Annotated in this window: 20 protein-coding genes; 7 read left to right on the forward strand and 13 right to left on the reverse strand. The window is 54.5% G+C overall.

The window, feature by feature from the left end; genetic code table 11:
• Nucleotides 1–24: 24 nt before the first annotated feature.
• Both CLV44_RS04800 and CLV44_RS04805 read right to left on the reverse strand, forming a co-directional pair.
• Nucleotides 25–3,489 (reverse strand): acyl-[ACP]--phospholipid O-acyltransferase, encoded by a 3,465-nt coding sequence (locus tag CLV44_RS04800; RefSeq protein ID WP_106590973.1) that lies wholly within the window; start codon nucleotides 3,487–3,489, stop codon nucleotides 25–27.
• Nucleotides 3,482–4,093 carry a TetR/AcrR family transcriptional regulator gene (locus tag CLV44_RS04805; RefSeq protein WP_106590974.1) on the reverse strand — a complete coding sequence of 204 codons (612 nt, stop codon included), beginning with the start codon at nucleotides 4,091–4,093 and terminating at the stop codon, nucleotides 3,482–3,484. The genes CLV44_RS04800 and CLV44_RS04805 overlap by 8 nt, the downstream gene beginning before the upstream one ends.
• 211 nt (nucleotides 4,094–4,304) lie before the next feature.
• Between CLV44_RS04805 and CLV44_RS04810 the strand changes: the two genes are divergently transcribed.
• Nucleotides 4,305–4,898 carry a peptidylprolyl isomerase gene (locus tag CLV44_RS04810; RefSeq protein ID WP_106590975.1) on the forward strand — a complete coding sequence of 198 codons (594 nt, stop codon included), beginning with the start codon at nucleotides 4,305–4,307 and terminating at the stop codon, nucleotides 4,896–4,898.
• A 102-nt stretch (nucleotides 4,899–5,000) separates the two neighbouring features.
• Here the strand turns inward: CLV44_RS04810 and gorA are convergent, their stop codons facing one another.
• Entirely contained in the window at nucleotides 5,001–6,356 is a 1,356-nt protein-coding gene (gorA, locus tag CLV44_RS04815) for a glutathione-disulfide reductase (RefSeq protein WP_106590976.1), read from the reverse strand.
• Between the two features lie 176 nt (nucleotides 6,357–6,532).
• On the opposite strand from gorA, the gene xthA reads away from it, so the two are divergent.
• On the forward strand, nucleotides 6,533–7,348 hold the full coding sequence (gene xthA, locus CLV44_RS04820; protein ID WP_106590977.1) for an exodeoxyribonuclease III: 816 nt from the start codon (nucleotides 6,533–6,535) through the stop codon (nucleotides 7,346–7,348).
• On the opposite strand, the gene CLV44_RS04825 is transcribed toward xthA, so the two are convergent.
• The gene (locus CLV44_RS04825) at nucleotides 7,345–8,283 is read right to left on the reverse strand and encodes a universal stress protein (protein ID WP_106590978.1); all 939 of its coding nucleotides are present in this window, start codon (nucleotides 8,281–8,283) and stop codon (nucleotides 7,345–7,347) included. The genes xthA and CLV44_RS04825 overlap by 4 nt on opposite strands.
• Nucleotides 8,284–8,449: 166 nt before the next feature.
• Here CLV44_RS04825 and CLV44_RS04830 point away from each other — a divergent pair, with 166 nt between their 5' ends.
• Nucleotides 8,450–9,739, forward strand: a complete 1,290-nt coding sequence (locus CLV44_RS04830; RefSeq protein ID WP_170069262.1) for a GGDEF domain-containing protein — start codon at nucleotides 8,450–8,452, stop codon at nucleotides 9,737–9,739.
• A 5-nt stretch (nucleotides 9,740–9,744) separates the two neighbouring features.
• Here the strand turns inward: CLV44_RS04830 and CLV44_RS04835 are convergent, their stop codons facing one another.
• Complete coding sequence (locus tag CLV44_RS04835) at nucleotides 9,745–11,148, reverse strand: xanthine/uracil/vitamin C permease (RefSeq protein ID WP_106590980.1); 1,404 nt, start codon at nucleotides 11,146–11,148, stop codon at nucleotides 9,745–9,747.
• Nucleotides 11,149–11,501: 353 nt separating this feature from the next.
• Between CLV44_RS04835 and CLV44_RS04840 the strand changes: the two genes are divergently transcribed.
• Nucleotides 11,502–11,789: an ArsR/SmtB family transcription factor gene (locus CLV44_RS04840; protein ID WP_211298082.1), complete on the forward strand. Its 288-nt coding sequence runs from the start codon at nucleotides 11,502–11,504 to the stop codon at nucleotides 11,787–11,789.
• 3 nt (nucleotides 11,790–11,792) lie between these two features.
• On the opposite strand, the gene CLV44_RS04845 is transcribed toward CLV44_RS04840, so the two are convergent.
• From CLV44_RS04845 to CLV44_RS04855, 3 genes are read right to left on the reverse strand one after another with little or no spacing between them, the layout of a single operon-like run.
• Nucleotides 11,793–12,122 (reverse strand): AzlD domain-containing protein, encoded by a 330-nt coding sequence (locus tag CLV44_RS04845; protein WP_106590982.1) that lies wholly within the window; start codon nucleotides 12,120–12,122, stop codon nucleotides 11,793–11,795.
• On the reverse strand, nucleotides 12,098–12,793 hold the full coding sequence (locus tag CLV44_RS04850) for an AzlC family ABC transporter permease (RefSeq protein ID WP_106590983.1): 696 nt from the start codon (nucleotides 12,791–12,793) through the stop codon (nucleotides 12,098–12,100). Before CLV44_RS04850 ends, CLV44_RS04845 begins: the two co-directional genes overlap by 25 nt.
• A gap of 51 nt (nucleotides 12,794–12,844) precedes the next feature.
• Nucleotides 12,845–15,580: a bifunctional acetate--CoA ligase family protein/GNAT family N-acetyltransferase gene (locus CLV44_RS04855; RefSeq protein ID WP_106590984.1), complete on the reverse strand. Its 2,736-nt coding sequence runs from the start codon at nucleotides 15,578–15,580 to the stop codon at nucleotides 12,845–12,847.
• A 215-nt stretch (nucleotides 15,581–15,795) separates the two neighbouring features.
• On the opposite strand from CLV44_RS04855, the gene CLV44_RS04860 reads away from it, so the two are divergent.
• Both CLV44_RS04860 and CLV44_RS04865 read left to right on the forward strand, forming a co-directional pair.
• On the forward strand, nucleotides 15,796–17,532 hold the full coding sequence (locus CLV44_RS04860; RefSeq protein ID WP_106590985.1) for a PHA/PHB synthase family protein: 1,737 nt from the start codon (nucleotides 15,796–15,798) through the stop codon (nucleotides 17,530–17,532).
• A gap of 241 nt (nucleotides 17,533–17,773) precedes the next feature.
• Nucleotides 17,774–17,980: a PA3496 family putative envelope integrity protein gene (locus tag CLV44_RS04865; protein WP_106590986.1), complete on the forward strand. Its 207-nt coding sequence runs from the start codon at nucleotides 17,774–17,776 to the stop codon at nucleotides 17,978–17,980.
• A 23-nt stretch (nucleotides 17,981–18,003) separates the two neighbouring features.
• Here the strand turns inward: CLV44_RS04865 and CLV44_RS04870 are convergent, their stop codons facing one another.
• From CLV44_RS04870 to ectA, 5 genes are all read right to left on the reverse strand, one after another.
• Nucleotides 18,004–18,945, reverse strand: a complete 942-nt coding sequence (locus CLV44_RS04870) for a TPR end-of-group domain-containing protein (protein WP_106590987.1) — start codon at nucleotides 18,943–18,945, stop codon at nucleotides 18,004–18,006.
• Complete coding sequence (locus CLV44_RS04875) at nucleotides 18,933–20,363, reverse strand: aspartate kinase (protein WP_106590988.1); 1,431 nt, start codon at nucleotides 20,361–20,363, stop codon at nucleotides 18,933–18,935. The genes CLV44_RS04870 and CLV44_RS04875 overlap by 13 nt, the downstream gene beginning before the upstream one ends.
• 113 nt (nucleotides 20,364–20,476) lie before the next feature.
• Nucleotides 20,477–20,875: an ectoine synthase gene (locus CLV44_RS04880; RefSeq protein ID WP_106590989.1), complete on the reverse strand. Its 399-nt coding sequence runs from the start codon at nucleotides 20,873–20,875 to the stop codon at nucleotides 20,477–20,479.
• A 50-nt stretch (nucleotides 20,876–20,925) separates the two neighbouring features.
• A complete protein-coding gene (gene ectB / locus CLV44_RS04885) occupies nucleotides 20,926–22,200 on the reverse strand; it encodes a diaminobutyrate--2-oxoglutarate transaminase (protein ID WP_106590990.1) in 1,275 nt (424 codons plus the stop codon).
• A 14-nt stretch (nucleotides 22,201–22,214) separates the two neighbouring features.
• On the reverse strand, nucleotides 22,215–22,727 hold the full coding sequence (ectA, locus tag CLV44_RS04890; protein WP_106590991.1) for a diaminobutyrate acetyltransferase: 513 nt from the start codon (nucleotides 22,725–22,727) through the stop codon (nucleotides 22,215–22,217).
• 270 nt (nucleotides 22,728–22,997) lie between these two features.
• Between ectA and CLV44_RS04895 the strand changes: the two genes are divergently transcribed.
• Complete coding sequence (locus CLV44_RS04895) at nucleotides 22,998–23,525, forward strand: MarR family winged helix-turn-helix transcriptional regulator (RefSeq protein WP_106590992.1); 528 nt, start codon at nucleotides 22,998–23,000, stop codon at nucleotides 23,523–23,525.
• Nucleotides 23,526–23,592: the final 67 nt, after the last annotated feature.

A 23,592-nucleotide genomic window follows, 5' to 3' on the forward strand; every position in this document is an offset into this window, starting at 1 on the left:
AATTACTCGGATATTATGCCCGCTTCACGCAACCAGATCCAGCGCCAACCGCTTGGCCGCCGCCAGATCCGTCTTGCCACTGCCCAGAATCGGGATCTGCGCCACAGTCAACACCTCCGCCGGACGATACAGCGGCGGAATGTCGGCCTTGCGCAGCGTGCGACTGACAGGATCCGCTTCCTCTTCTATCAACAGCACGATCCGCTCTCCTTTCTTGGCATCCGGCACCGCCACCGCCGCCAGGCGCTGCTCGTCATAGCCCAGCGCCTGGCGCAGTGCGTTCTCGACGGTGGACAACGACACCATCTCGCCACCGATTTTGGCAAAGCGGGAGTACCGATCAACAATGGTCAGGAAACCATCCGCATCCAGATGCCCCTTGTCACCGGTCTTGTACCAGCGCAGCCCGTCCTGCCTGATCACCACATCAGCTGTTTTCTGCAGGTTGTTGAGATAGCCTTTCATGATTTGACTGCCACCCAGCAGAATCAAACCATCATCACCAACGGACAACTCTTCCAGCGTATCGGGATCAACAATACGGAACATGGAGCCGGGCAATGCCATACCCACCGTCCCTTGACGCTCGCCAGTCTGCACATTCCACCAGCGCGTATCCAGATAGTCCGGCAAGTTGACGCTGGCCACCGGGGTCGTTTCGGTACAACCGTAGCCTTCCAGCACCGGCACCTTGAAGCGTGCTTCAAAACCGGTCTTGATGGTCGGCGAAAGTTTCTCGGCCCCCGCTACTACGACCCGCAGACTACTGAACATCAACGGGTGCAGACGTTTGTTACGCATATACATGCCCAGAAACGTACTGGTCCCGCACAAGATTGTGGCTCGGTAACGCGCAGCGGCCTTACCGATGTTGGCAGCGTCCGTAGGGTCAGGATGGCACACCAACGGAATGCCCTCGACCAACGGCATCATGCAGGTCACAGTCAGACCAAACGCATGGAACAACGGCAATGTGGCCAATACACAGTCATCGGCCTGAACGTTCAACACGGCGGCGATCTGCTTCAAATTTGCCATTATATTACGGTGACTCAACATCACGCCTTTAGGCGGACCTTCACTCCCGGACGAGAACAGGACAGCAGCGGTCTCATCCAGCTGACCGCGACCACCATAACGCCACTGCAGTACCGCTACCGGCAGCAGCACCGACTGTGCCAGCGTCAGAATCGACTCCAGCTTACCGATCTTCGCCTTCACATCCTCCAGCTTGATCACGTCAACCTGTTGCAGCAACTGGTCGAGCTTTACTCCGCGTTGCGCCAGCTTCTTCAGGAAGCGCTCCGAAGTCACGAGAGTCGTCAGCCCCGCCTGTTCGACCGCACTTATGAGTGCCTCCTGAGGAGCGGTGTAATTGAGATTGACCACGGTTTTCCCCGCCATCAGGACGGCCATATTGGCGATGGCACCACCCGCAGCGGTCGGCAGCAACAAGCCTACATTTTGCGCCGGTATCCTGCGCATGCGGCGACTGAACAGAATTGTCGCCGTGAGCAAGCGTCGGTGATTGAATACTGGCCCGTTCATATCGGTTAACGCCCACTCGGCAGGCGCGGCCTTGGCAGTACGGATAAATGATGCAGGCAATGTTTCCAGCGTATCGGTGTATTCGTTCCAGGCCCTTACCGACAATTCGGAGACCTTCTGCTTGACCACTTCGGCCTTTGCATCCAGGGCGATCGGTGTACCAAAAGCGACAATAACATCACGTTTCATGCCCCGGCACTCCGAACCCTGCATGCGTTCATTTGAGCGGGAGAAACGACTGCCCCACAGCCCATGCAGATAGAACGGCAGAATACGGGCGTTCGGCAAGGTCTCGCCTTCATCGACGCGGGTCACACGCTCAAAGCCACGTTTGAACTCACCCAGCTGGCCGCTATAACTGATGGCACCTTCGGGAAACAGGCAAACCACCTTGCCCTGTGCCAACAAGTTACGCACTTGGCGCATCGCACTGCGGCTGCCGCCTGTTGAAATCGGGATCACGCCATACAGGTCCAGGAACCAGCGCAAATACCAGCGCTCATAGATCGAACGCTCCATGACAAAATGGATATGTCGCGGGCATGCCATCTGCAGCATTGCCCAATCCAGCCAACTGATATGGTTACCCAGCAACAGAGTGCCTTCGCCACTGGTAGGCAGATGTTCAAAACCCAGCACCTTCAGGTTGTAACGTCGACGCACCAGGGCCGACACCAGCAACCGAATCAATGCCTGCGGCAGCAGCACAATGGCGTACAGCGCCCCCAAAGACCCGATAATGCCCAGAGCCCACAGCAGACTGATCGAAGGGATCGACAACAGCGCACTGACCACCGTCAGAATGAGAAATGCCAGCATGGCTACGTTCTGGATGAAGTTGTTACCCGCCAGAATGCGCCCCACACGAAGCTCGGGTGCATTGAACTGAATCAGCGCATTAAGCGGAATGGTCATCAGCGAGCCAGAGATGCCGATCAGCAGAAACGCGCCGGCACTCACCCAGATACTGTCCAGTGTCGGCAACAGCATCAGCCCCAAAGCGACCCCGGCAGCGCCTAGCGGAATCAATCCGGCATTGATGAAGTGTCGGGACAACCGCGCCGCCAGCACCGAACCGATCATGATACCGATACCGGCCAGCGCCATGACGCTCTGAATGACAAAGGTGTTGCTCTGACCCAGGTGTTCCTCGGCATAGGCCGGAAAAACGGCCAGCATGACCTGACTGACCGACCAGAACAGCGCCAGACCAGCGATCGATGACATAATGACACGCGGTTCACTGAGTATTCTCAGGTTACGCCGCAGGCTACGGCACGTCAGATAGTCCTGCATGTCGAAGGATTGCTCGGTATCCGTATGGCCCAGTGCCGGCAGGCGGTACGCCAGTACCACTTCACATACCGCGCCTGCGACCAGCAGCCAACCCAACGGCGCAACCTGCAGCAGAATACTGGTTGAAGTCAGCTCGTCCAGTGACGACACCCGCCACTCGAACAGCGCCGAAAACACCACGATGCCGCTGAGAATCGCGACCATGGTAGTCGCCTGAATCCAGCCATTGCCTTCACTCAGCCGTTCCGTCCCCACCAGCTCGCGAATAAAACCGTATTTTGCCGGCGAATACAGTGCACTCTGTACCGCCAGAATAAAGGTCAACACAAACGCGGGGACAAACCATCCCTGGTAATAACAGACGGTAATCGCCAAGGTAATCACGACCGCCGCCCATGCGGAGATGCGCATGACACGAGGTTTGGGATATTTGTCGGAAATAAACCCGGCGGGCGTAAACAACAGGATGAATGGCAACAGAATCAAGCCATTGACGATGGCGGTCAGCAGTATCTGGGTATCACCGTCATACACCTTGAACAGCGTGTTCTGGATGGTGATTTTATGACCAAGATCGACGAACGCGTTGATGAAGGCAATGGCCACAAAGGCCAGAAAGCCGCGCACTCTCAGTAATTCAAGCATCCCTGCATTCCTCTATCAACCAACCCTTGATGAAATGATCGACCAGCTGCTGCAACATTTTGTCTGCAGATTGTGCCTGATCCAGAAACAGCTTCTGTCGCAACGCCAGTACCGCAATGCCATGCACGCCACTCCACAATGTACGCGCGGTCAGCGCGCACTCCGCCGCCGGCATTTCCGGTTTGAGTTGTTGCAAGCACACTTCCACACGGGCAAACAGCGAGTCGATACGTTCACTGAGTGACGCTGGTGTTGGCATATCTCGACTGCCACCATGCTCGAACAGCAACGCCCAGCGCGCCGGATGGTCATGAGCAAAAGCCATATAGGCATGGCCATAAGCCAACAGACAGGATTTGGCATCGGTCTGTTCAACCCGATCCAGCTCTGCCAACAACTGCGTGAGCGTACGGGCATTGAGCTGCCAGCACAGATCATCCAGATTCTTGAACAAAGTGTACAATGAGCCGGCCGAATAGCCGATATCAGCCGCAACACGGCGCGCACTCAATGCCTTGAATCCTTCCTGTTGCAATACCCGCTCAGCAGCACTAAGCGCCATCTCCCTGAGTTCATCCCTGGAGTGATCGTTGCGTCTTGCCATGACACTGCCCTCAACTAAACACTGTTCAATAATATTGAAGCAGTCTATTAAACACCGTTCACAATCGTCAAGAATAATTATGAACGATGTTCAAAATAATGAGAGAAGTGCCAGCATTATTCCGCCCTGCCCTCTAAAACCAACACGATTAGCCGTTGTCTCCTGCCACCTCGCCCCTATAATGAGGCTTTTACTTAATCGGGAGAGCACCATGTTCAAGCCCCTTCTGACCGGCCTGATGCTGGCCGCTACAATCAGCAGCCACGCACTGGCCGAAAGCGTTCTGCTGGAAACCAGTCAAGGCGAAATTCTGCTCGAGCTGGATAGCGATAAAGCACCTGCCAGTGTCACCAATTTTCTGACCTATGCTGAACAGGGCCACTATAACGGGCTGGTCTTCCACCGCGTCATTCCCGGATTCATGGTGCAGGGCGGTGGCTTTACCCCCGACATGGAACAACTGGACACCAGTGCGCCGGTCAAGAACGAGTCGGACAATGGACTGAGCAATCTGCGCGGCACTATCGCCATGGCACGGACACGTGACCCTGACAGCGCAACCGCCCAGTTCTTCATCAATACCGTTGATAACCGACGCCTGGATGGCATGCCGGGGCGTCCAGGCTACACCGTATTCGGCAAGGTGACCCGTGGCATGGATGTCGTGGATGCAATCAGCAAGACCGCTACCGGTAACCGTGGTCGCTACCAGAACGTGCCCGTCACACCGGTTGTAATCCAGAGCGTACAGATTTTGAAAACCGAAGCGCCTGCAGCAGAAACTGAACAATCGCCGGCAGAGTGATCGGCCGGTATCCGCACGTGATGGCATAAGCCGTCGTCACAACGCAAAACGCCCGGTGTATTGCACCGGGCGTTTTGCATCATACGGATGGCTGTACCAGCCTTAACGTACCGGCTGACGCATGGTAACAAACTCTTCTGCTGCCGTCGGGTGGATGCCGATAGTGCTATCAAACACCGCTTTGGTTGCACCTGCTTTCAGTGCTACACCAATCCCCTGAATGATCTCGCCAGCATCGGCACCGACCATGTGTACACCCACCACACGATCAGTTTTCACATCAACGATCATCTTCATCAACGTGCGCTCTTCACTCCCGCTCAGCGTATGTTTCATGGCGCGGAACTCGGAGCTGTAAACCTGGATCTCATCGAAACGCTCACGTGCCTGCTCTTCACTCAGACCCACGGTACCAATATTGGGCTGACAGAAGACAGCAGTCGGAATCAATTCATAATCCACCGCAGGATTACCCTTGGCATACAGATGCCGCACCAAAGCCATACCTTCAGCCAGAGCAACCGGCGTTAACTGGACGCGGTCAATCACGTCACCGATCGCATAAACCGAGGGCACTGATGTTTGAAAGCTGTCATTAACGACAATGGCACCGTTGTTCTGCAGTGCTACACCAACCGTATCCAGACCCAACCCCTGAGTATTGGGGACTCGGCCTGTTGCATAAAGAATCTGATCAGCGTCCAGTACGCGACCGTCCGTCAAGTGAGCCTGCAGACGACCGGACGGTAATTTCTCGACCCGTTCAATATTGCAATTGAAGTTCAGACCAACACCTTTTTTAGCCACTTCCTGGGCCGTGAATTCACGCACTTCCTGATCAAAGCCCCGCAGGAACAGGTCACCTCGATAAATCAGTTCAGTTCGCGCACCGAGGCCCGCGAAGATACCGGCAAATTCGACCGCAATGTAACCTCCCCCCACAACAAGGACATCTTGAGGGAAGTGTTCAAGATCAAACACTTCGTTGGAGCTGATTACGTGCTCATTGCCTTCGAAATCGGGAATGAAAGGCCAACCACCGGTTGCCACCAGAATGCGCTCGGCCGTATATGTGGTATCGCCGACACGCACCTCGTGCTCACCCACTACTTCGGCACGGCCATTGATCAGATCACAGCCGGAATTTTCCAGCAATCGGGTGTAAATGCCGTTGAGGCGACCGATCTCCTGCTTCTTGTTGTCACGCAGCGTCGGCCAATCGAAGGTCACGCCTTCGGCCTGCAATCCGAAGCCTGCCGCCTCATGGAAAGACTCGGCATAGTGCGATGCATAGACATACAGCTTCTTCGGTACACAGCCAACGTTGACACAGGTGCCGCCCAAATAACGATCTTCGGCAACAGCGACTTTCACACCTTCCGCTGCAGCCATGCGTCCGGCGCGCACACCACCCGATCCCGCTCCAATCACAAACAGGTCATAATCAAAATGTGCCACTGTGCCTCCTTGAATGTATTCAGAATATGCCGTCATTGTAACCAGCCCACACGGGCCAGGCCCAATAAAATTGGACTCTGTAGTCCGATAGTGAAAAGCTATCAAGCAAAGCCTGTATTAGCCTGACTTTCTGTTACCATGCCCACCTTTACCATCCGTGCCCGTATAGGACCTGTATGAAGCTGATCTCTTTCAACACCAACGGCATTCGCGCCCGCATGCACCAGCTTGAGCGCCTGATCGATACCCACCAACCGGATGTGATCGGCATTCAGGAAACCAAAGTGGCGGATGAACAATTCCCCGTTGCGCAGATTGAAGCCCTGGGCTATCACGTCGTTTATCACGGCCAAAAGGGACATTACGGCGTTTGCCTGATATCCAAACAGCCCGCCCTCAATGTGCAGTACGGTTTTGATGGTGATGAAGCGGATGCTCAGCGCCGCATGATCATGGCAGATTTCACCAGCGCCAACGGCACGACCGTGCGGGTGCTCAACGGTTACTTCCCGCAAGGTGAAAGCATCGATCACCCGACAAAATTCCCCGCTAAACGACGCTTTTATGCCGATCTGCTACAGCATCTTCAAGAACAGTGCAGCCCGGAACAGCCCCTGGTCGTAATGGGCGACCTGAACATTTCCGCTGAAGATCGCGACATCGGTATCGGCGAGCCCAACCGCAAGCGTTGGCTGCGTACCGGCAAAACCAGTTTCCAGCCGGAAGAACGCGAATGGTTGGCACGCCTGCACCAATGGGGCTTGAAGGACAGCTTCCGCCACCTCCACCCCGAAGAGGATCAGCTGTTCAGCTGGTTCGATTACCGCAGTCGCGGCTTTGATGACGAGCCCAAACGCGGCCTGAGAATCGATGCCATCCTGGCAACACCGGTACTCCTGGAACACTGCACCGATGTCGGTATCGATTACGCGATTCGCGGGATGGAAAAGCCTTCTGATCACGCGCCGATCTGGGCCGAGTTCAACCTCTAGAATTCAGTTACCGGGCAGTGAAAACTGTCCGGTTTCAACACCAACAGATCACAACCAACCTTATCCAGCAAACGCTCGGCGGAACTGCCCAGCAACATGCGGTCAAGGAAACCACGCGCCTGACTCCCCATCGCCAGCACATCAATCTGGTTATCCTGGGCCCATTGTGGCACCAGCTGATGCAGCTCCCCTTCAAGCAGATGTACACAGGGGTCCTGTACTGAAAGCCCGTACGGCGCAATCAGCTCATCTATACGGGTATGATGCTCAGCCCTCACGCGCTGCTGTAGCGCTTCGTAATCCAGTACCAGATGCTCATCAAAAATTGCCGAATGCGGCAGGGTTTGAAATACATGCAGCACGTGCAGCTCGCCATCCAGCTGTTGCGCCAGCCCGGCGGCATGTGCCAGCAAACGATGATCCAGTGCCGCCGCTTCATCATCCAGGTGGAATGGGTCGATCGCGGCAGCAATAATCGGACGATCGTTCCAGTGCGGCTTTTTACTCAGCAATAGTGGTGCCGGGCATTGTCGCAGCAAACGCCAGTCTGGTGCGGACAGCAACCGCTGTAGCGGATTGGCATGATGTTCAGGCGCATGCAAGACCAGATCCGGCTGATAACGCAGTACCTTGCGCACAATACCTTCCGCCTGATCACGGTCCCAGTACACATCAGCGCCAGCCGTCAGCCCACGCTGCTGCAGCTTGTCGACATGTGACATCAACCCCTTCTCAGCCTTGCGCAACACGGCCTGTATCGCATGTTGACGACCGTCAGCATCGAACAGATGGCTACTGGCCAGGCCCGCTGAATACAGACAACTGAACAGCTCGACCTGAGACGCATGTTCGCCCAGCCTCCGCAGCTTCTGCAACAGCTCGCCACGATGCTCATCATCACGCAAATTCACCAATACCCGCGCATACTGACTCATATTTCCTCCGATCAATGGCCCATTCACCTGAGCATAGCCCGCTAGCTTCGATTAAGTAAGCGCGCAGCACTAATGTGTGCGTATATTGATCCATGTCACTTTTATGCGACATAAAGACAATGCGATGTTAGACTATCGTCTTTCATCTGAATCAGAGCACACACCCGTGATTTGGACCTCGGCCCTGCGACTGCTGCCTCTGTTGCTACTGCCCCTACCACTGATACTGGCTGCTGCTGCACCGGATCTATCGGCCACTCACACACTATTTTTGACCACCCTGCCCTGGCTGGCTGGCCTCGTCATTCTATTTTTGTCACTGGGCTTCAAACAAAGCCGCCTGCTGCTGATGTCGTTGCATCTGGCCCTGGCAACCGGGCTGATTCATCTGGTGACGAACAGCGGTATCGACAACCCTGCCAGCTATGTAGCATTGGTGTTACTTGGCCTGATATCACCCATCATGCAAGCATGGATACTGCTCACCCCGGAGCGGAGTACGCTGTCACGCACGGGCCTGGTGCGTATAAGCAGCATGCTCGCCATTTATATCAGTCTGGCTTACCTCTGGTTGCATCAGCCCTTAATACTGGTCACTTTACTGCCCTCATTGCCCAGTAACTTCATCGAATTCCTGTTCAGCAGCGTCACCATTAGCCACGCCATTTTCTGGTGGCAGCTGCTGGTCCTTGCGGGCACGACCTTACTGGGCCTGCTCTACCGTCGGGACGATACCGGGGTTAACCTTCTTCTTGGCTTGACCCTGCTACTGATTCTGGCTCGTGCAGATGCGCCGTTACAGGGACCGCTCTACCACCTGCTGGGCCAGCTTATACTGTTTGTTGCACTGATCCGGCGAGGCTATGCCATGGCGTTTGTCGACACCTTGACGGGTGTGCCGGGGCGCCGTGCACTGGAACATTGCCTGGCCAGTCCCGGCAAGCACTACAGCCTTGCCATGCTCGATATCGACCACTTCAAGCAGTTTAATGACCGTTATGGTCATGACACGGGTGACCAGGTACTGCGCATGGTCGCCACCCAGCTGCGTAGCATTGGTGCCGGTGGCCAGTTATTCCGTTATGGCGGTGAAGAGTTCACCATTGTCTTCAAACGGCGCTCGGAAGAGGAAGCCTTTGCCGCACTTGAGGCCGTACGCGAACGCATTGCGCACTATCCCATGAAAGTACGCAGCCCGGACCGGCCGGAACATGACACCCACGGACGCCCATTGCGGGAACGTCCGGCGGCCTCAACACAGGTTGTCAACGTTACCATCAGTATCGGCGTATGCACTCGTGCAGCGGGCGAGACGCCCGATATCGTCATCAAAAAGGCGGATGAAGCGTTGTATGCGGCCAAACGCGGGGGGCGCAACTGCACCCGCACTCCACGGCCTGAATCAGCACAAAAAAAAGGGCGAAGCCGTAATGACTTCGCCCGTAGTCGCAACTGACGGCGTTAGCGGTTGCCGTATTCTTCAGCGCGTTCTTCAATATGGATCGGTTCTTCAGGTTCCTCACCGGCATGCTCTTTCAATGCCGATTTGGAGCGCTTCTCGAACAGCAAGTACAAAATGACACCAACTGCCAAACCATATGCAGCACCGTATACCGACAGCACTACACCCATGGTGCCCGCCACGCCCATGGAAGTCGCGTTATCGACCTGCTCCACACCGACACTGATACACAGGTAACCGGTAATCAGCAGAGTCAGCGACAGCGCGATCGGCAACACCGGCTTGAACAGCGTAGCCAGCGGCAGGATAAACAGAGCAATGAAGCCTACAATCCAGAACACGCTTACACCGCCATAAATGGTATCCATCGCCTTGCGGCCGTAACGGTAACGTTCGGCAATTGTTGCCATCGCACCGGTAAACAGCGGACCCGCCAGGCCAGGATAAGGCGCCAGCAGTGAATGCAGCAGGTTACGGATCGCAGTGACCAGGTGTACGCGGTCAACGTTGACTTCGATTTTTTCGTCAGGACGCAGGTGGTCTACTCGCTTGAGCAGACTCTGGCCGACAATGATGTCACCGAAGGCAATGATGTACGCAATGATTGCAGTTGGAATAGCCATCCAGACCATTTCCCATGACGGCAGACCGACGCCAAAGACGGTGTAGTCCAGCATCTTGTCAAACGCCGGTGTCGAAATACCGAACTCGATATTCGGGACCGGATATTCACCCACACCCCAACCGATACCCATGGCGACCAGTGAACCCGGCACCATGCCATAACCGGCAACAATACGTGCCCAGCGGTGTTTTTCAGTCCAGTCACGGAATGACAGCGAGAACAGGATATAACCTGTCACTGCGCCACCGATGATCAACGAAATCGGTGTTTCTGCCAGACGACCACCTTGAACAATCTCCCCGGAGATCGCCGCGATACCCGCACCCATCAGGATGCCGCCCTTGATCGAACTCGGGAACATGTCGACCAGCTTACTGCCCAATCGGGTAATACCGAGCACAAAGAAGATCAGTGTGACCACCAGCTGCAAACCAATCAATGCACGGATCGCATCGGGGCCCGGCTCGAAGTTGCCCAGATAAAGGCCGACAACAGGAATCGCAGGGGTAATCCAGCCAGGCACCATCGGTACACCCAGCATTGCCGGTAACATGAAGCCCACGCCACACACTACAACGAATGCCAGAGCAACGTCATACGGCAGGCCAAGATACTTTTCCAGCAACGGAATCATCGCCATGCCGATCACGAACATGATCAACGCCTGAATGGTTTCCGGCCATTCCCAGCGATAATGGACAAACGGTAAACGGACTTTAAAGGGACCGAACTTCCAGTACGGATGCTCGGCACCATGCTCACGCCGATAAATTCCCATAAATGCTCCCCAATAAGCGATACGGTATTGTTCTTAGATGTTCGGGCATTCCCCTATGCCCAAGTGGGGAGGACAGTACTGTCAGACGGCGAACAAGTCGAGTTGTCGACAATCAACTTTAGTCTTGAATTGAACTAAAGTATACGGGAAAACCTTTATCACCTTCAGTCGACGTAGCGGGAAACATACACACACGTTATAGGGATATGCATTCTGCGTATATTAGAGGAATGGGATTAAATCAGGAAATGGGATAACATGGCCGGCAAATAACAAGATCGATGAGGCCTTCCGTGACCAAGCTGTCAGCACCCGTACAACCCCATCGCTTGCCCCAGGACAGCCTGGAGCCGATGAAGCAAAATGCTGCTGCCGCCGCCAAACTAATGCGCGTTTTAGGCAATGACAGCCGACTGCTGATCCTCTGCTACCTGGATGGCAAAGAGTTGTCAGTTTCAGAACTCAACCGCTGCCTGGACCTGAGCCAATCAGCACTGTCTCAGCATTTGGCAGTGTTACGTCGCGACGGCCTGGTGCGCACTCGCCGCGAATCACAGACAATCTATTACTCCCTGAACGGCAACACGGCCATCACCATCATCCGGACACTGCACGAACTGTTCTGCCCAACCTCGCCCTGAAGTTCAAACCAGCAGTCCGCTCTGGGTCAGGAACATGAACAGACCCGTTCCTGACATGATGCTGACCAACGGGTTGCGCAATAACAAATGCAAAATCATGACGACGCTCAGAGCTGCCAGTGACGGCCACAGACCCTCTCCCGTTACCAGCGCATCCTTTAACGCATACATCAACAGCAGCACCATCAGTACCGGCGGCAGATAGCGGCCCAGATGTTTCAGCAGCGGATGATCTGCCCAGCGGTACAACAACACAAAAGGCAATGCCCGCGTCAGGAAAGTCGCTACCGCAGCCACGACCACAACGGTCAGAAGATACGCAGTCGTGTCCACTCCACCCCTCCTCTTGCCATCACCAGTAATGACACCGCCATGGCGATTGACAGCATCAGCATATTATCCGGACTGATCAATAGTGCCAGCACACCAATGGCAAGCGCTAACACAAATACGCGAGGGCGGCGGACCGCACGGTACTGCTCCAGCGCCAGCACCAGAAACAGGGCTGGCAACGTAAATTCGATACCCGCCGTGGAAAACTCGATCTGTCCGCCCAGCCAGGCTCCCAGCGTACAGCCTGCCACCCAGTAAACATGGTTGAGCGCCGCTATGCGGAACTGCAGGCGTGCGCGCAGCTGGTCACAACCGGTCTGCAGCATGCTAAGCAGCGAGTAGGTTTCATCGGTCAGGGCAAAGATCAGATACCAGCGACGCGGCCCTTGCAGCTTCAGGCTGCTTAACAGCGACAGGCCATACACCATGTGCCGCGCATTCAGCAGCAACGTGGCAACAAACACTTCAACCAGACCGGCGTGGTTGGCCAACAGGCCGACCGCCAGAAACTGACCGGCTCCGGCATAGATTACGATGCCCATCAGCATGGCATACAGCCAGTGATAGCCCAGCTCCGAAAACATGACACCGAAGGCGGCGCCCAGCGGGATGTAGCCAAATAGTACCGGCAACGACAACCGTATGGCTGACGTGTTGTTATCTGTATTCATAAGGCCAAATGCCGCCCGAACAGGCGGCACCATTAATAGCGGGATGGATGATTAATGCTGCAGACGGTAGATCTGCCAATCCTCGGTCGGCTCGTTCAACATCATTTTCATATCAACCACATCTTCTTCCATGTTGTAGCTGATTTTGAAACCAAGCTTGCGGGCCAGGCCCTGCATACTCTTGTTTGAGGTCATGGTAGAACCTACCATTTGCAACGTGCCCCGGGCGCGACAATAGTCGATCGCCTTCTGCATCAGCAGCACACCCAGGCCTTCACCCTGCAGATCGTCACGGATCACGATCGAGAATTCGCTGCGTACATTATCAGCATCGGTCACCGCACGCACTACCCCAAGCGTCTCGAAACCTGCACCACTGAGTTTCGGTGCCGTGACGATGAATGCCATCTCACGGTCGTAGTCGATCTGAGTCCAGGTCGCCAGCTCGGCATGAGTCGGTACCCCTCGGCTGTAAAAATAGCGTAACCGGATCGACTCAGGGCTCAATGAGTTGAAGAACGCCAGGTGAGCGGGCTCATCCTCGCCACGAATCGCACGCAGTGTTGCCGCGCGCCCCGAACGCTTCAACGTCACCTGCTCGGTCAGATATTCCGGGTACGGCGAGATCGATAGCTGTGCCGGCTCACCCAGCGATACCGCACAATCCACTGCCAACAGACCACGTTTATTGAGCAGCAGCGGATTGATTTCCAAACACTTCAATTCAGGCAGGTCAACCGCCATCTCGGACAACCGAATCAGCAGTTCGCACAAATGATCGACATCACGCTCTACCTGGTAACTGTTTTCAGCAATGATGTTATAGACACGCGAACGCCGAACCAGCTGACGCGCCAAAGCAAAGTTAAGCGGCGGCAACATGATATTTCGATCGGCCAATACATCAATGGCATACCCACCCACACCGAACAGGATAAGGGGGCCAAACACGGGATCACGGGTAATACCCACATTCACCTGCATCGACTGGAAGCCACGCTTCATCTGCTGCACCACGAAACCATGCGACTCTTCCGGGGCATAACGCTCACCTACCCGATAGGCCAGCTTGGTCGTGGCATGACGTACTTCACTGATTGAATACAGATCCAGCGCCAAATCGCGCCAGCGCTGATGCGAACTGTTGTCGTAGCTGAACGGATAGATGTTCTCGCAATGCAACGCCTTGACCGCGACCGAACCACCCATTTGGCGAGCAATATCCACCACACCGCTGATGTCATCCGCATATCCGGTATTCGGCGTCGGAATTTCATACAGATCCAGCAGGTCACACGCTTCGGAGTGCAGCAGATAGTCACGCCCTTCTTCTTGCGCCTGTTGCAGCATTTTCCGTGCCCGCTTGCGATTAGGCAGGTTGTGCAGATGGAACGGTGCCGGTGTCTGGCGCATGGCCGCCTGATTGCGATGGTATTCCACCATCTGCATAAAGGCATCCACCGCTTCCTCTGGCGTCATGAACGTCGGAATACCTGCCGCGTTGCAATGGTTACGCGCCTCAATCGCCGAATATCGCCCCATCCAGCAGGTCAATACATTACGTGGCGTCTTGCGCGCCACCTTGATCACTTCGTCAGCCGTTGCAACGCTCGCAGCCATGCGCGTCGGTGCATGAATGGTCAACACCGCATCTACATTCGGGTCTTTGGTCAACAGGCGCGTAATTTCAGCAAAACGCTCCGGCGTCGCATCAGAATTGAGATCGACCGGGTTAAGCCCGTTCCAGGTAGCCGGTAGCAACTCAGCGATTGCCTGCCGGGTTTCTTCGGTGATTTCGGCCAATTTCCCCTGCTTGCGCAACAACCGGTCATACGCCAGCGCATTCGGGCCCATGCCGTTACATAGCATGGCCAGACGCTCACCGCGCATTGGCTTCATGCGTGACAGCGTTTCCAGTGCATTGAACAGCTGATCAGAGGTTTCAACGCGGACGGCACCGGCACGGCGCAGCGCCGCATCATAGACCCGGTCTTCATCATCGATTCCGGGTGCCAACTCAACACTGTAACGGCCGTCCTGAATGATATTGGACTTGAGCACCAGCACCAGCTTGTTGCGTGAGGCCGCACGTACGGCAGAAACAAAGTTGCGCGACGAACCTATGATGCGGTCCATCTGCAACAGGATCGCCTGGGTGGCGGGCTCATTGGCCAGATAGTCAATAATTGCGGGCAAGTCGACATCAACCCCGTCCCCCAGCGTCAGGAAATGGGAAAAACCGATCTCCTGACCACTTGCCCAGTCAATCATCGCGGTGCCCAGCAAGCCGGACTGACCCACATAGGCAACCTTGCCTTTGCGAATATTGACATGGGAATAGCTGGCATTGAGCTTGGCACCGGGAATCAGCAGCCCCATACAGTCAGGCCCGAGGATACGAATACCATAGGGCTTGGCGGCTTCACGCACATCTTCACGCAGCGAGCGGGTATGGTTACTGTTCTGCGGGCTCAGCCCTCCCGTCAGAATCATCGCCGCCTTGACCATATTCGCACCAAGCTTGCGAATGATGCCGGCCACGCTTTCCGGTGGGGCACAGATAATGGCCAGATCGGGCATTTCAGGCAGCTCTGCCACACTGCGAAAACACTGAATGCCATTAACCTCGTCATACCCCTGAGCATTCACCGCCATCAGCTTGCCTGGATACTGGCTTTCGATCAGGTTGCGCAACACAATCCCGCCCATGCTGTCCTCGCGTTCAGACGCACCGAACACAGCTATGGATTGGGGTTTGAAGAAGCGTTTGAGGTATTTTGTCGACACTCAGTGAGTTCCTATATTGGCACAGTCAATTTTCATTACGGGTCATACACCCGATAGCGTATTCTATCCTTTTCGCACCTGCAGCAAAAGGCGATAAAAAACCGATCCGGCAATTGGACTTTGGGTGAAAATTACTCATACCTGACCATACACCCTCGACTGCCAGACTGGTATTCTCTTTGCTTGCGCCCACCCGTCAGAGAAAGGAGATTCAGATGACACGCATGCCTTTTCCCGATATCAAGAACAGCATCGACCGCGTTATACATGCCATCGAGGGGCGCCATACCAATGGTCTGTCGCCCGCATCTCTGACATTGGCCTACATGGACTGGCTTATCCACACTAGCCACTCGCCGGGTAAACTCAATGAGCTGTTGGAAAACATTCTACGCAAAAGCAGCGCTTTTGGCCTTTGGGCTGCTCGCGCCAGCCTCGACAGCAACGCAGCGCCCTTCATTCAATCTCTGCCGGGAGATCGGCGCTTCAATGACCCGGCCTGGAAGCGTTTTCCCTACAATGTCATGGCGCAGGGTTTCCTGCTGCAGGAACAATGGTGGCACTATGCCACAACCGGCATCCCGGGCGTGGCCAAGCATCACGAAAATGTAGTCTCGTTTGCCGCACGTCAGTGCCTCGATCTTTTTTCGCCGACCAATTACCCGTTCACCAACCCGACAGTAGTGGAGAAAGCGATCAGCACCGGCGGCCAGAGCCTGGCCAAAGGCATGCAGAACTTGATGGAAGACCTGCAGCATTCCCTGCTGGAAGACAAAAACCCCGACGACCAGCCCTTTGTCGTCGGCAAGCAACTGGCCTGCACGCCCGGTAAAGTCATTTTCCGCAACCGCCTGATCGAGCTGATTCAATACTCACCAACCACCGACAAGGTTGCAGCGGAGCCAATCCTGATCACACCGGCATGGATCATGAAGTATTACATTCTCGACCTGTCAGAGCACAATTCCATGGTGCGCTATCTGGTCGACAAGGGACATACAGTGTTCATGATATCCTGGCACAACCCCGATGCCCGCGACCGCGATATGGGCATGAGCGACTACCTGAACCTGGGTGTCATGGACGCGCTGAAAGCGATTAATGCCGTCCTTCCCGAGCGCAAGGTACATCTGGTCGGCTACTGTCTGGGCGGTACGCTCGCGACCATCGCCGCTGCCGCCATGTCACGTGACAATGATGATCGCCTGCAGTCGTTGACCATGTTCACTGCACAGACCGACTTTACCGAGGCCGGTGAGTTGATGCTGTTCATCGACGAAAGTCAGCTGACCTACATGGAAGATATCATGTGGGACAAAGGCTACCTGGATACCCAGCAAATGGCGGGAGCCTTCACCCTGCTGCGTTCCTATGACCTGATCTGGTCACGTATTGTCAGTGAATACCTGCTCGGTGAAAGTCCACGCGTGAACGACCTGATGACCTGGAACGCCGACTCCACACGCATGCCGTACAAGATGCATTCGGAGTATCTGCGCCATCTATTCTTGAATAACGACTTGGCCAGCGGCCGCTTCCCGGTTGGTGAGCGCCCGATCTCCTTGCGCGACATCCGTGTCCCGGTCTTTTGCGTCGCCACCCAAACCGACCACGTTGCGCCTTGGCGGTCGGTGTACAAGGTACACGATCTGATGAATACAGAGGTGACCTTCGCCCTGACCAGCGGCGGCCATAATGCCGGTATTGTCAGCGAACCCGGCCACCCCCGCCGCAGCTATCAGCTGGGCGTACAGACCCCCGAGGACAAGCATATTCCAGCCGATGACTGGCTATTACGCCACGACAGTCGTGATGGCTCCTGGTGGGAACCCTGGTCAGACTGGCTGACCCAACACAGCACCGGACAGATCAAGCCACCTGCCATGGGCAACGCGGATGCGGGCTACCCTGTCATCGCACCGGCTCCGGGCACTTACGTCTTCGAACGCTGATCAACTATGGTCGCGCCCTGAGCATGGGCGCGACCGATTGATCTGAATCGATATATTCAATGATCCTGATAGGTATTTTTTATTTTGATGCCGGCCACAAGCTGGACTATATTCGCGCTTAGATGAGGGATTCAACTGAACGCGCGTAAACCTCCATGTTTCCTGCGTTTGAACACCTTCCCGAATCGTCACTATTGCGGCGCTGCCGTTCCCTAAAAAACCTTACGTGAGAGTGAGAACGATGGGCACTAAAATCCGTGTCGATCAAGTGGCTGATGATGATCTGGACGACTGGAACGAGCCGCTCAGTGAAGAGGAAGAAGACACAGGCCGAAGCCGGTTGAAATATAACGGCAAGCGCCGGCGTCAAATTGAAGACTTCATGGAAGAGCGCCGCTTGATCCGACAGATAAGCGATAGCTACGACGACTTCGACCACCTGCGCTAGCCGTTGATACTTGCCGGCAGGACTTAAGAGTCCCTGCTGGCAAGTTCCGCATCCGGCCCGGTCAGAACCGACATGAAATCAGGTTCTTGCGACAATGACAGCAGCCTCTGCTCCTGACGCGCCTGCTCCCGATACTCATCGGAAATACTGACCGCCTGCTTCAGGTAATCCAGTGCAATACGACTGGCTCCCAAATCCGCATATGCGCACGCCAGCTGGAAATAGGCATGGCCACTGTCCGGCTCCGCCGTCAAGGCAAGGTTACACAGTGAAATCGCCCACTGATGCTGGTTCAACTCCAATGCCGCATCCGCCTTATGGGTCAGCGCTTCCGCATTATCGGGGCGCAATTCAAGAATACGATCATACAGCCGTATCTTCTGCTCCCACGATGTTTCCTGAGAAGCCTTCACCCAAAGCGTCTGCACTTCATTGGTAATTTCCAACTCATGCTGGTTTTCCTGAATGATCCTGGATTTGCGCAGCAACTCTTTCTCCACGCGCTCCAGACGCTCCTCATACTCTTCAACCAGACGTCCAACCTTTTCGTCGGCGATGGACTGCACCCGATCACGAATCTCGCGAATGGAGCTCCAGCCCACGATCAACAGGATAGAGGATGCCGCCGCGATCAGGTAGAAGAAGTAGGTGACCGTATCGGTCGCATATGAGATGGAACTATTGGCAACCTTGAGTTCACGATCGGTAATCTCGCGGATCATCTCGACGCGCTGACGCTCCATATCAGTACGCAACGCCTTGATCTCATCGATGATATAGCGTTCGATAAACGGCTTGAACATTGGCTCTTTAATCTGCTCCACATGCTCACGCAGTGTCAGCCCTTGATCACCCGACTCAACCATGCCTTCCACAACGGAAACGGCCCCCTGATCGGGGGCCTCCTCTTGTGCCATCGCCAGACATGGCAACAACATCAGTAAAGCTACCTTCAGGCAGCGCATATAACATCCCCATGCTCTTCTTGCTCGATCAATGCATGGTGCAAGGCACGCACGGCAGACTCATAATCGTCCTGATTAACGATACATTGCATTTCAACCTGACGCATAGACTGGTGCAGCGCTTGCACACTGATACCTGCCTTGGCCAGCGCTGAAACCGTTTTCGCCAAAATACCCGGCACCTTCAGATCCGAACCGATGGCAGAAACGATGGCAACCTTATGCAGACCCACTTCGGCACTGTTATATTTTTCGCCAATCAAGCGCACGGCGCGATTGACCATCTTGCGCGAGCCGGCCACAAAGTAGGTGATGCTGTTGGCATCGGAGTCGCGATTGACCACATAAAGCTTCAGGTCCTGCAGCAGGCGCGACAATTCAATATCGTAGCGCGCCTCACCGAGCATATCCTGATCGAAGATTTCAATGGCAAACACGTTCGGGCGCCCGGCAATGATTTCCACCTGCGGCTTGGCGCTGCAGTAATCAGTGCTGATAACCGTACCGTCGTGGTCAGGCTCGAATGCGTTCTTGATACGCAGCTCAATCTCCTGCTGACGCAAACCTTTAGCCGCCTTCGGATGAATCGCTTCCATACCCAGATTGGAGAGCTGGTCGGCCACATCGTAATTGGTACGCCCGATGGTAACCACGTTATCCAGGCCCACAATACCCGGATCTGCCGTACTCAGGTGAAATTCCTTATGAATCACCGCTTCGGCCGCGCCGGTTTTGGTCGCTATCTTGCTGAACGTCATCTCGCTATAGCCACGATCAAAGGTGCGCATCAAACCTTCGCTGCAGTGCGTGTAGCCGGTCACTATCGGCATTTCCCGGCTGACATCAATATCCTTGAAGCTCTGTTCGATCATCTCATCGAACGGCAGCGGGTTAGGCTGATCCCAACCTGACAAATCAACAAAGCGTGCGTTAACACCCGCTTTCTTCAACGCCAGCACACTATTGTGAGCACTATGCGCCTCACCGATTGCGGCCAGCATCTCGCGCACTTTCATCAAATGCTCATCCAGCTGAAAGTGCCCGTGGGAGCAGAGCTGCTGCAAGCTGGACATGATTGTTTCCACATCCGTGATTCGCTGCGTGATAAAGCGGTCAGCTTCGACCCGCTCAACGGAATCACCAAACAGCTCCAGGTTGATATCAGCCATGCGGGCGCGCACATCGGTCAAGGCTTCACGCCAGGCGCTTTCGTTTTCCGCATTGGCAAACCGCGCATACACGCCCGGTTCTCCGGTTTTCTTGTGCTCAAGGAGCAGATTGGTGATGCCGCCATAGGCGGATACAACGAAGATACGGTTGTACAGTGTCTCGCCTGTGCGTTCACCAATCAGAATGGTATCCATCAGCTCACGAAAGCGACTCATTGAGGTGCCGCCGATCTTCTCTACAGTATGCATGTTATGTCCTGTTGGCTTCTCTCGTATATTCCTGGGCGCGAATGGCTGCGCCATGGTCGACAGATAAAAACATGCCGGCAATCATGCCGGCATGTTTAACTTCGGGCAGGCACTCAAGCCTCGACCGTGTCTGCCTCCAGCGGGTAGACGCCATTCTCGTCGTGCACTTCTTTACCGTTCAGCGGCGGATTGAATACACACGCCAGCTTCATTTCTTTGGTGGCACGCAGCAGGTGCTCATCATGTTCATTCAGATTATACAGAGTCCCGGGCTTAATCGAATAGATCTTGCCATCAGCAAGCGTTTCAACTTCACCTTCACCACTGATGCAATACACGGACTCCAGATGATTCTGGTACCAGATGTGCGTTTCGGTTCCTTCATAAATCGTGGTGATATGGAAGGAATACCCCATTTTGTCATCTTTCAACAGCATCCGCGTACTTTCCCAGGTTGCAGATACCACACGACGTTCTGAGTTTTCGCATTCTTCCAATGTTCTTACGATCATTACAACTACTCTCTATTAATGAATGAATTCAGGCAGACAGCAATACAACCTTAAGATGCTTTGCGGGCTCGCTTGGCAAATGCATTGGCGAACGCCTTATCCAGTACGTTCAAGCCAAATTCGATTTGCTCATCCGTAATCACCAACGGCACCAAACACTTGACTACCTGATCATGCGCACCACTGGTTTCAATCACCAGACCCTGCTCAAATGCATAGCTGGTCACATCACCGGCCAGATCACCATCCGGACACTCGATACCGCTCATCAACCCACGCCCTTTCAAAACCAGCGTCTTGGCACCGTGTGAACGGATAAGTTCTTGCAGGCCATTACGCAGCTTCTCAGCCTTGCGACGCACTTCCTTCTCGAAGGTGTCATCACTCCAAAAAGTCTTGAAGGCTGTCGCAGCAGTGATGAAGGCATGGTTGTTGCCACGGAAGGTACCGTTGTGCTCACCAGGGCTCCACAGATCCAGTTCCGGGCGGAAAATGGTGACTGCAAATGGCAAACCATAGCCACTCAATGACTTGGACAGGGTAACGATGTCCGGCTTGATACCGACTTCTTCAAAGCTGAAGAAACGGCCTGAACGTCCACAACCTGACTGGATATCATCCACGATCAGCAGCATATCATGGCGACGACATACTTTTTCCAGGTTACGCAGCCATTCGAAGGAGGCCGCGTTCAAACCACCCTCACCCTGAATCGTTTCCACGATGACCGCTGCCGGGTGATCAACACCGCTGCTCGGATCGCTCAATACCTGATCCAGATACTCCGTTGTATCAACGCCCTCGCCCAAATAGCCATCGAAGGGCATGCGCGTCACATCAGGCATGGACGTGCCCATGCCGCCACGGTGGTGCTGATTACCGGTCGCAGCCAAGGCACCACCGGTCACACCGTGGAAGCCATTGGTGAAGGAGATGATGTTGCTGCGCCCTTTCACCTTGCGTGCCAGCTTCAATGCCGCTTCAACGCTGTTAGTACCCGTCGGACCGGTAAACATGACCTTGAAATCAGCCATGCCACGGGGGGCAAGAATCAAATCACGGAATGCGTACAGGAAGCTTTCCTTGGCAACCGACTGCATATCCAGACCGTGGGTCAAACCATCATTGGTGATGTATTCAATCAGAGCCTGCTTGAGGATGTCATTGTTATGACCGTAGTTAAGCGTACCCGCACCGGCCAGGAAATCGACATAGTCCTTACCGTCATCAGTGGTCAGTACAGCGCCCTTCGCCTTTGAAAAGGTGACGGGGAACGAGCGGCTGTATGTACGAACTTCAGATTCAGTTTTCTGGAAAATATTCATCGATCTCTCCTGAGTTACGAATTCGGTGTTACAAACGTGAACGGACCAGCGCGGTAAAGCACTTCATCATCATGCAGGCCGTTAAAGTGCTCCTCGCATGAGAACAGCACTGAACGTTCAACCGGCGCTGCCAGTGCATCAAACACGCGTGCAAAGAGGGTTTCGGATGCCACATTTCCGGGTGTGATTGTGGTTTCAATATATCGCACACCCTCGGGAGCCAGTCTCTCAGCCAGCGCCAGCAACATACGCTGACCCAACTTGCGACCACGGCAGCGGGAATCAACTGCCACTTGCCAAACGAACAACGTGTCCTGTCGCTCGGGCGGACGATAGCCGGAAATAAAACCGACCAGCTCTCCATTCTCATCTTCTGCTGCAATCGCTGTAGCAGCGAAATGACTGCAGTGAAGCAGATTGCAATAGATGGAATTGGGATCCAGAGGCACACAACGCTCTACGAGCGAGTGCAGGGCAAAGCCGTCAGTGGCTTTAGGCTTACGTAGTGTATAAATGTCAAAGTCCATAGTATTTGATTTATTTAGCCTTGCTATGGTTTTTAGTATAAAACATATCTAGAATGACTTTTCAAGCACGTAAGTAATCGTAACACGTAAGAAACAAAAGCCCTGTTGACGGCATTTCACGCCAACAAGCTCCATATAAGGGCAAAATATCCATTGCTTTGCATTGCAAAGCATTAACCGTGGAGTGATAAAGTTATTTTGCATTACTCAACAAATCAGGCTAAAAGGCGCTCAGAGTTCAAACCAACATCGGGGAACCTTCCAAGCGCTATGGAAAAAAGTCAGGACGCACTGGTATTACTGCGCCAGATCATTCGTGCTACAGACCTGCACGACAAACATCTGAGCCGAATGACCGGTCTCACCATGCCACAGCTCATGACCATGCAGACACTGCGTATAAACGGTCCGCTGACCATTGGCATGCTTGCCAAAGAGATGAATCTCGCGCAAGCAACAGTCACCAGTATTCTGGATCGCCTTGAGCGCAAAAATCTCGTGCGCCGCGAACGCAGCAACACCGACAAGCGCAAAGTACTGGCCTGCCCGACCGAGCAAGGGCAAGAGCTGTTGAAGTCAGCCCCAACCACGCTACAGGACACATTCATTCGTCAGTTCGATGACATGCATGACTGGGAGCAATCCATGATTGTGGCGGCACTGGAGCATGTATCCCACATCCTGGGCGCTCACCACATTGATGCGGCTCCCATGCTGGATATCGGCGCACTCGACCGCACCAGCGATAACCATATGCCCGAGTACTTGAAGCCGACACACCCACCCTTCAAGAACTGAAGCGGGCGATTGTCGCCCGGGCAGCCGCTCTCTGTTATGATGCGTGTTTTGTGCATGTAGATGGACT

The organism is Marinobacterium halophilum (genome assembly GCF_003014615.1).
GTDB lineage: Bacteria > Pseudomonadota > Gammaproteobacteria > Pseudomonadales > Balneatricaceae > Marinobacterium > Marinobacterium halophilum.

Excerpts from the sequence above, each read along its gene's own strand:
- CLV44_RS04800 (WP_106590973.1), bottom strand. The coding sequence starts at position 3,489 with ATGCTTGAATTACTGAGAGTGCGCGGCTTTCTGGCCTTTGTGGCCATT.
- CLV44_RS04805 (WP_106590974.1), bottom strand. The coding sequence starts at position 4,093 with ATGGCAAGACGCAACGATCACTCCAGGGATGAACTCAGGGAGATGGCG.
- CLV44_RS04810 (WP_106590975.1), top strand. The coding sequence starts at position 4,305 with ATGTTCAAGCCCCTTCTGACCGGCCTGATGCTGGCCGCTACAATCAGC.
- xthA (WP_106590977.1), top strand. The coding sequence starts at position 6,533 with ATGAAGCTGATCTCTTTCAACACCAACGGCATTCGCGCCCGCATGCAC.
- CLV44_RS04825 (WP_106590978.1), bottom strand. The coding sequence starts at position 8,283 with ATGAGTCAGTATGCGCGGGTATTGGTGAATTTGCGTGATGATGAGCAT.
- CLV44_RS04835 (WP_106590980.1), bottom strand. The coding sequence starts at position 11,148 with ATGGGAATTTATCGGCGTGAGCATGGTGCCGAGCATCCGTACTGGAAG.
- CLV44_RS04840 (WP_211298082.1), top strand. The coding sequence starts at position 11,502 with ATGAAGCAAAATGCTGCTGCCGCCGCCAAACTAATGCGCGTTTTAGGC.
- CLV44_RS04850 (WP_106590983.1), bottom strand. The coding sequence starts at position 12,793 with ATGAATACAGATAACAACACGTCAGCCATACGGTTGTCGTTGCCGGTA.
- CLV44_RS04860 (WP_106590985.1), top strand. The coding sequence starts at position 15,796 with ATGACACGCATGCCTTTTCCCGATATCAAGAACAGCATCGACCGCGTT.
- CLV44_RS04865 (WP_106590986.1), top strand. The coding sequence starts at position 17,774 with ATGGGCACTAAAATCCGTGTCGATCAAGTGGCTGATGATGATCTGGAC.
- CLV44_RS04870 (WP_106590987.1), bottom strand. The coding sequence starts at position 18,945 with ATGCGCTGCCTGAAGGTAGCTTTACTGATGTTGTTGCCATGTCTGGCG.
- CLV44_RS04875 (WP_106590988.1), bottom strand. The coding sequence starts at position 20,363 with ATGCATACTGTAGAGAAGATCGGCGGCACCTCAATGAGTCGCTTTCGT.
- CLV44_RS04880 (WP_106590989.1), bottom strand. The coding sequence starts at position 20,875 with ATGATCGTAAGAACATTGGAAGAATGCGAAAACTCAGAACGTCGTGTG.
- ectB (WP_106590990.1), bottom strand. The coding sequence starts at position 22,200 with ATGAATATTTTCCAGAAAACTGAATCTGAAGTTCGTACATACAGCCGC.
- ectA (WP_106590991.1), bottom strand. The coding sequence starts at position 22,727 with ATGGACTTTGACATTTATACACTACGTAAGCCTAAAGCCACTGACGGC.
- CLV44_RS04895 (WP_106590992.1), top strand. The coding sequence starts at position 22,998 with ATGGAAAAAAGTCAGGACGCACTGGTATTACTGCGCCAGATCATTCGT.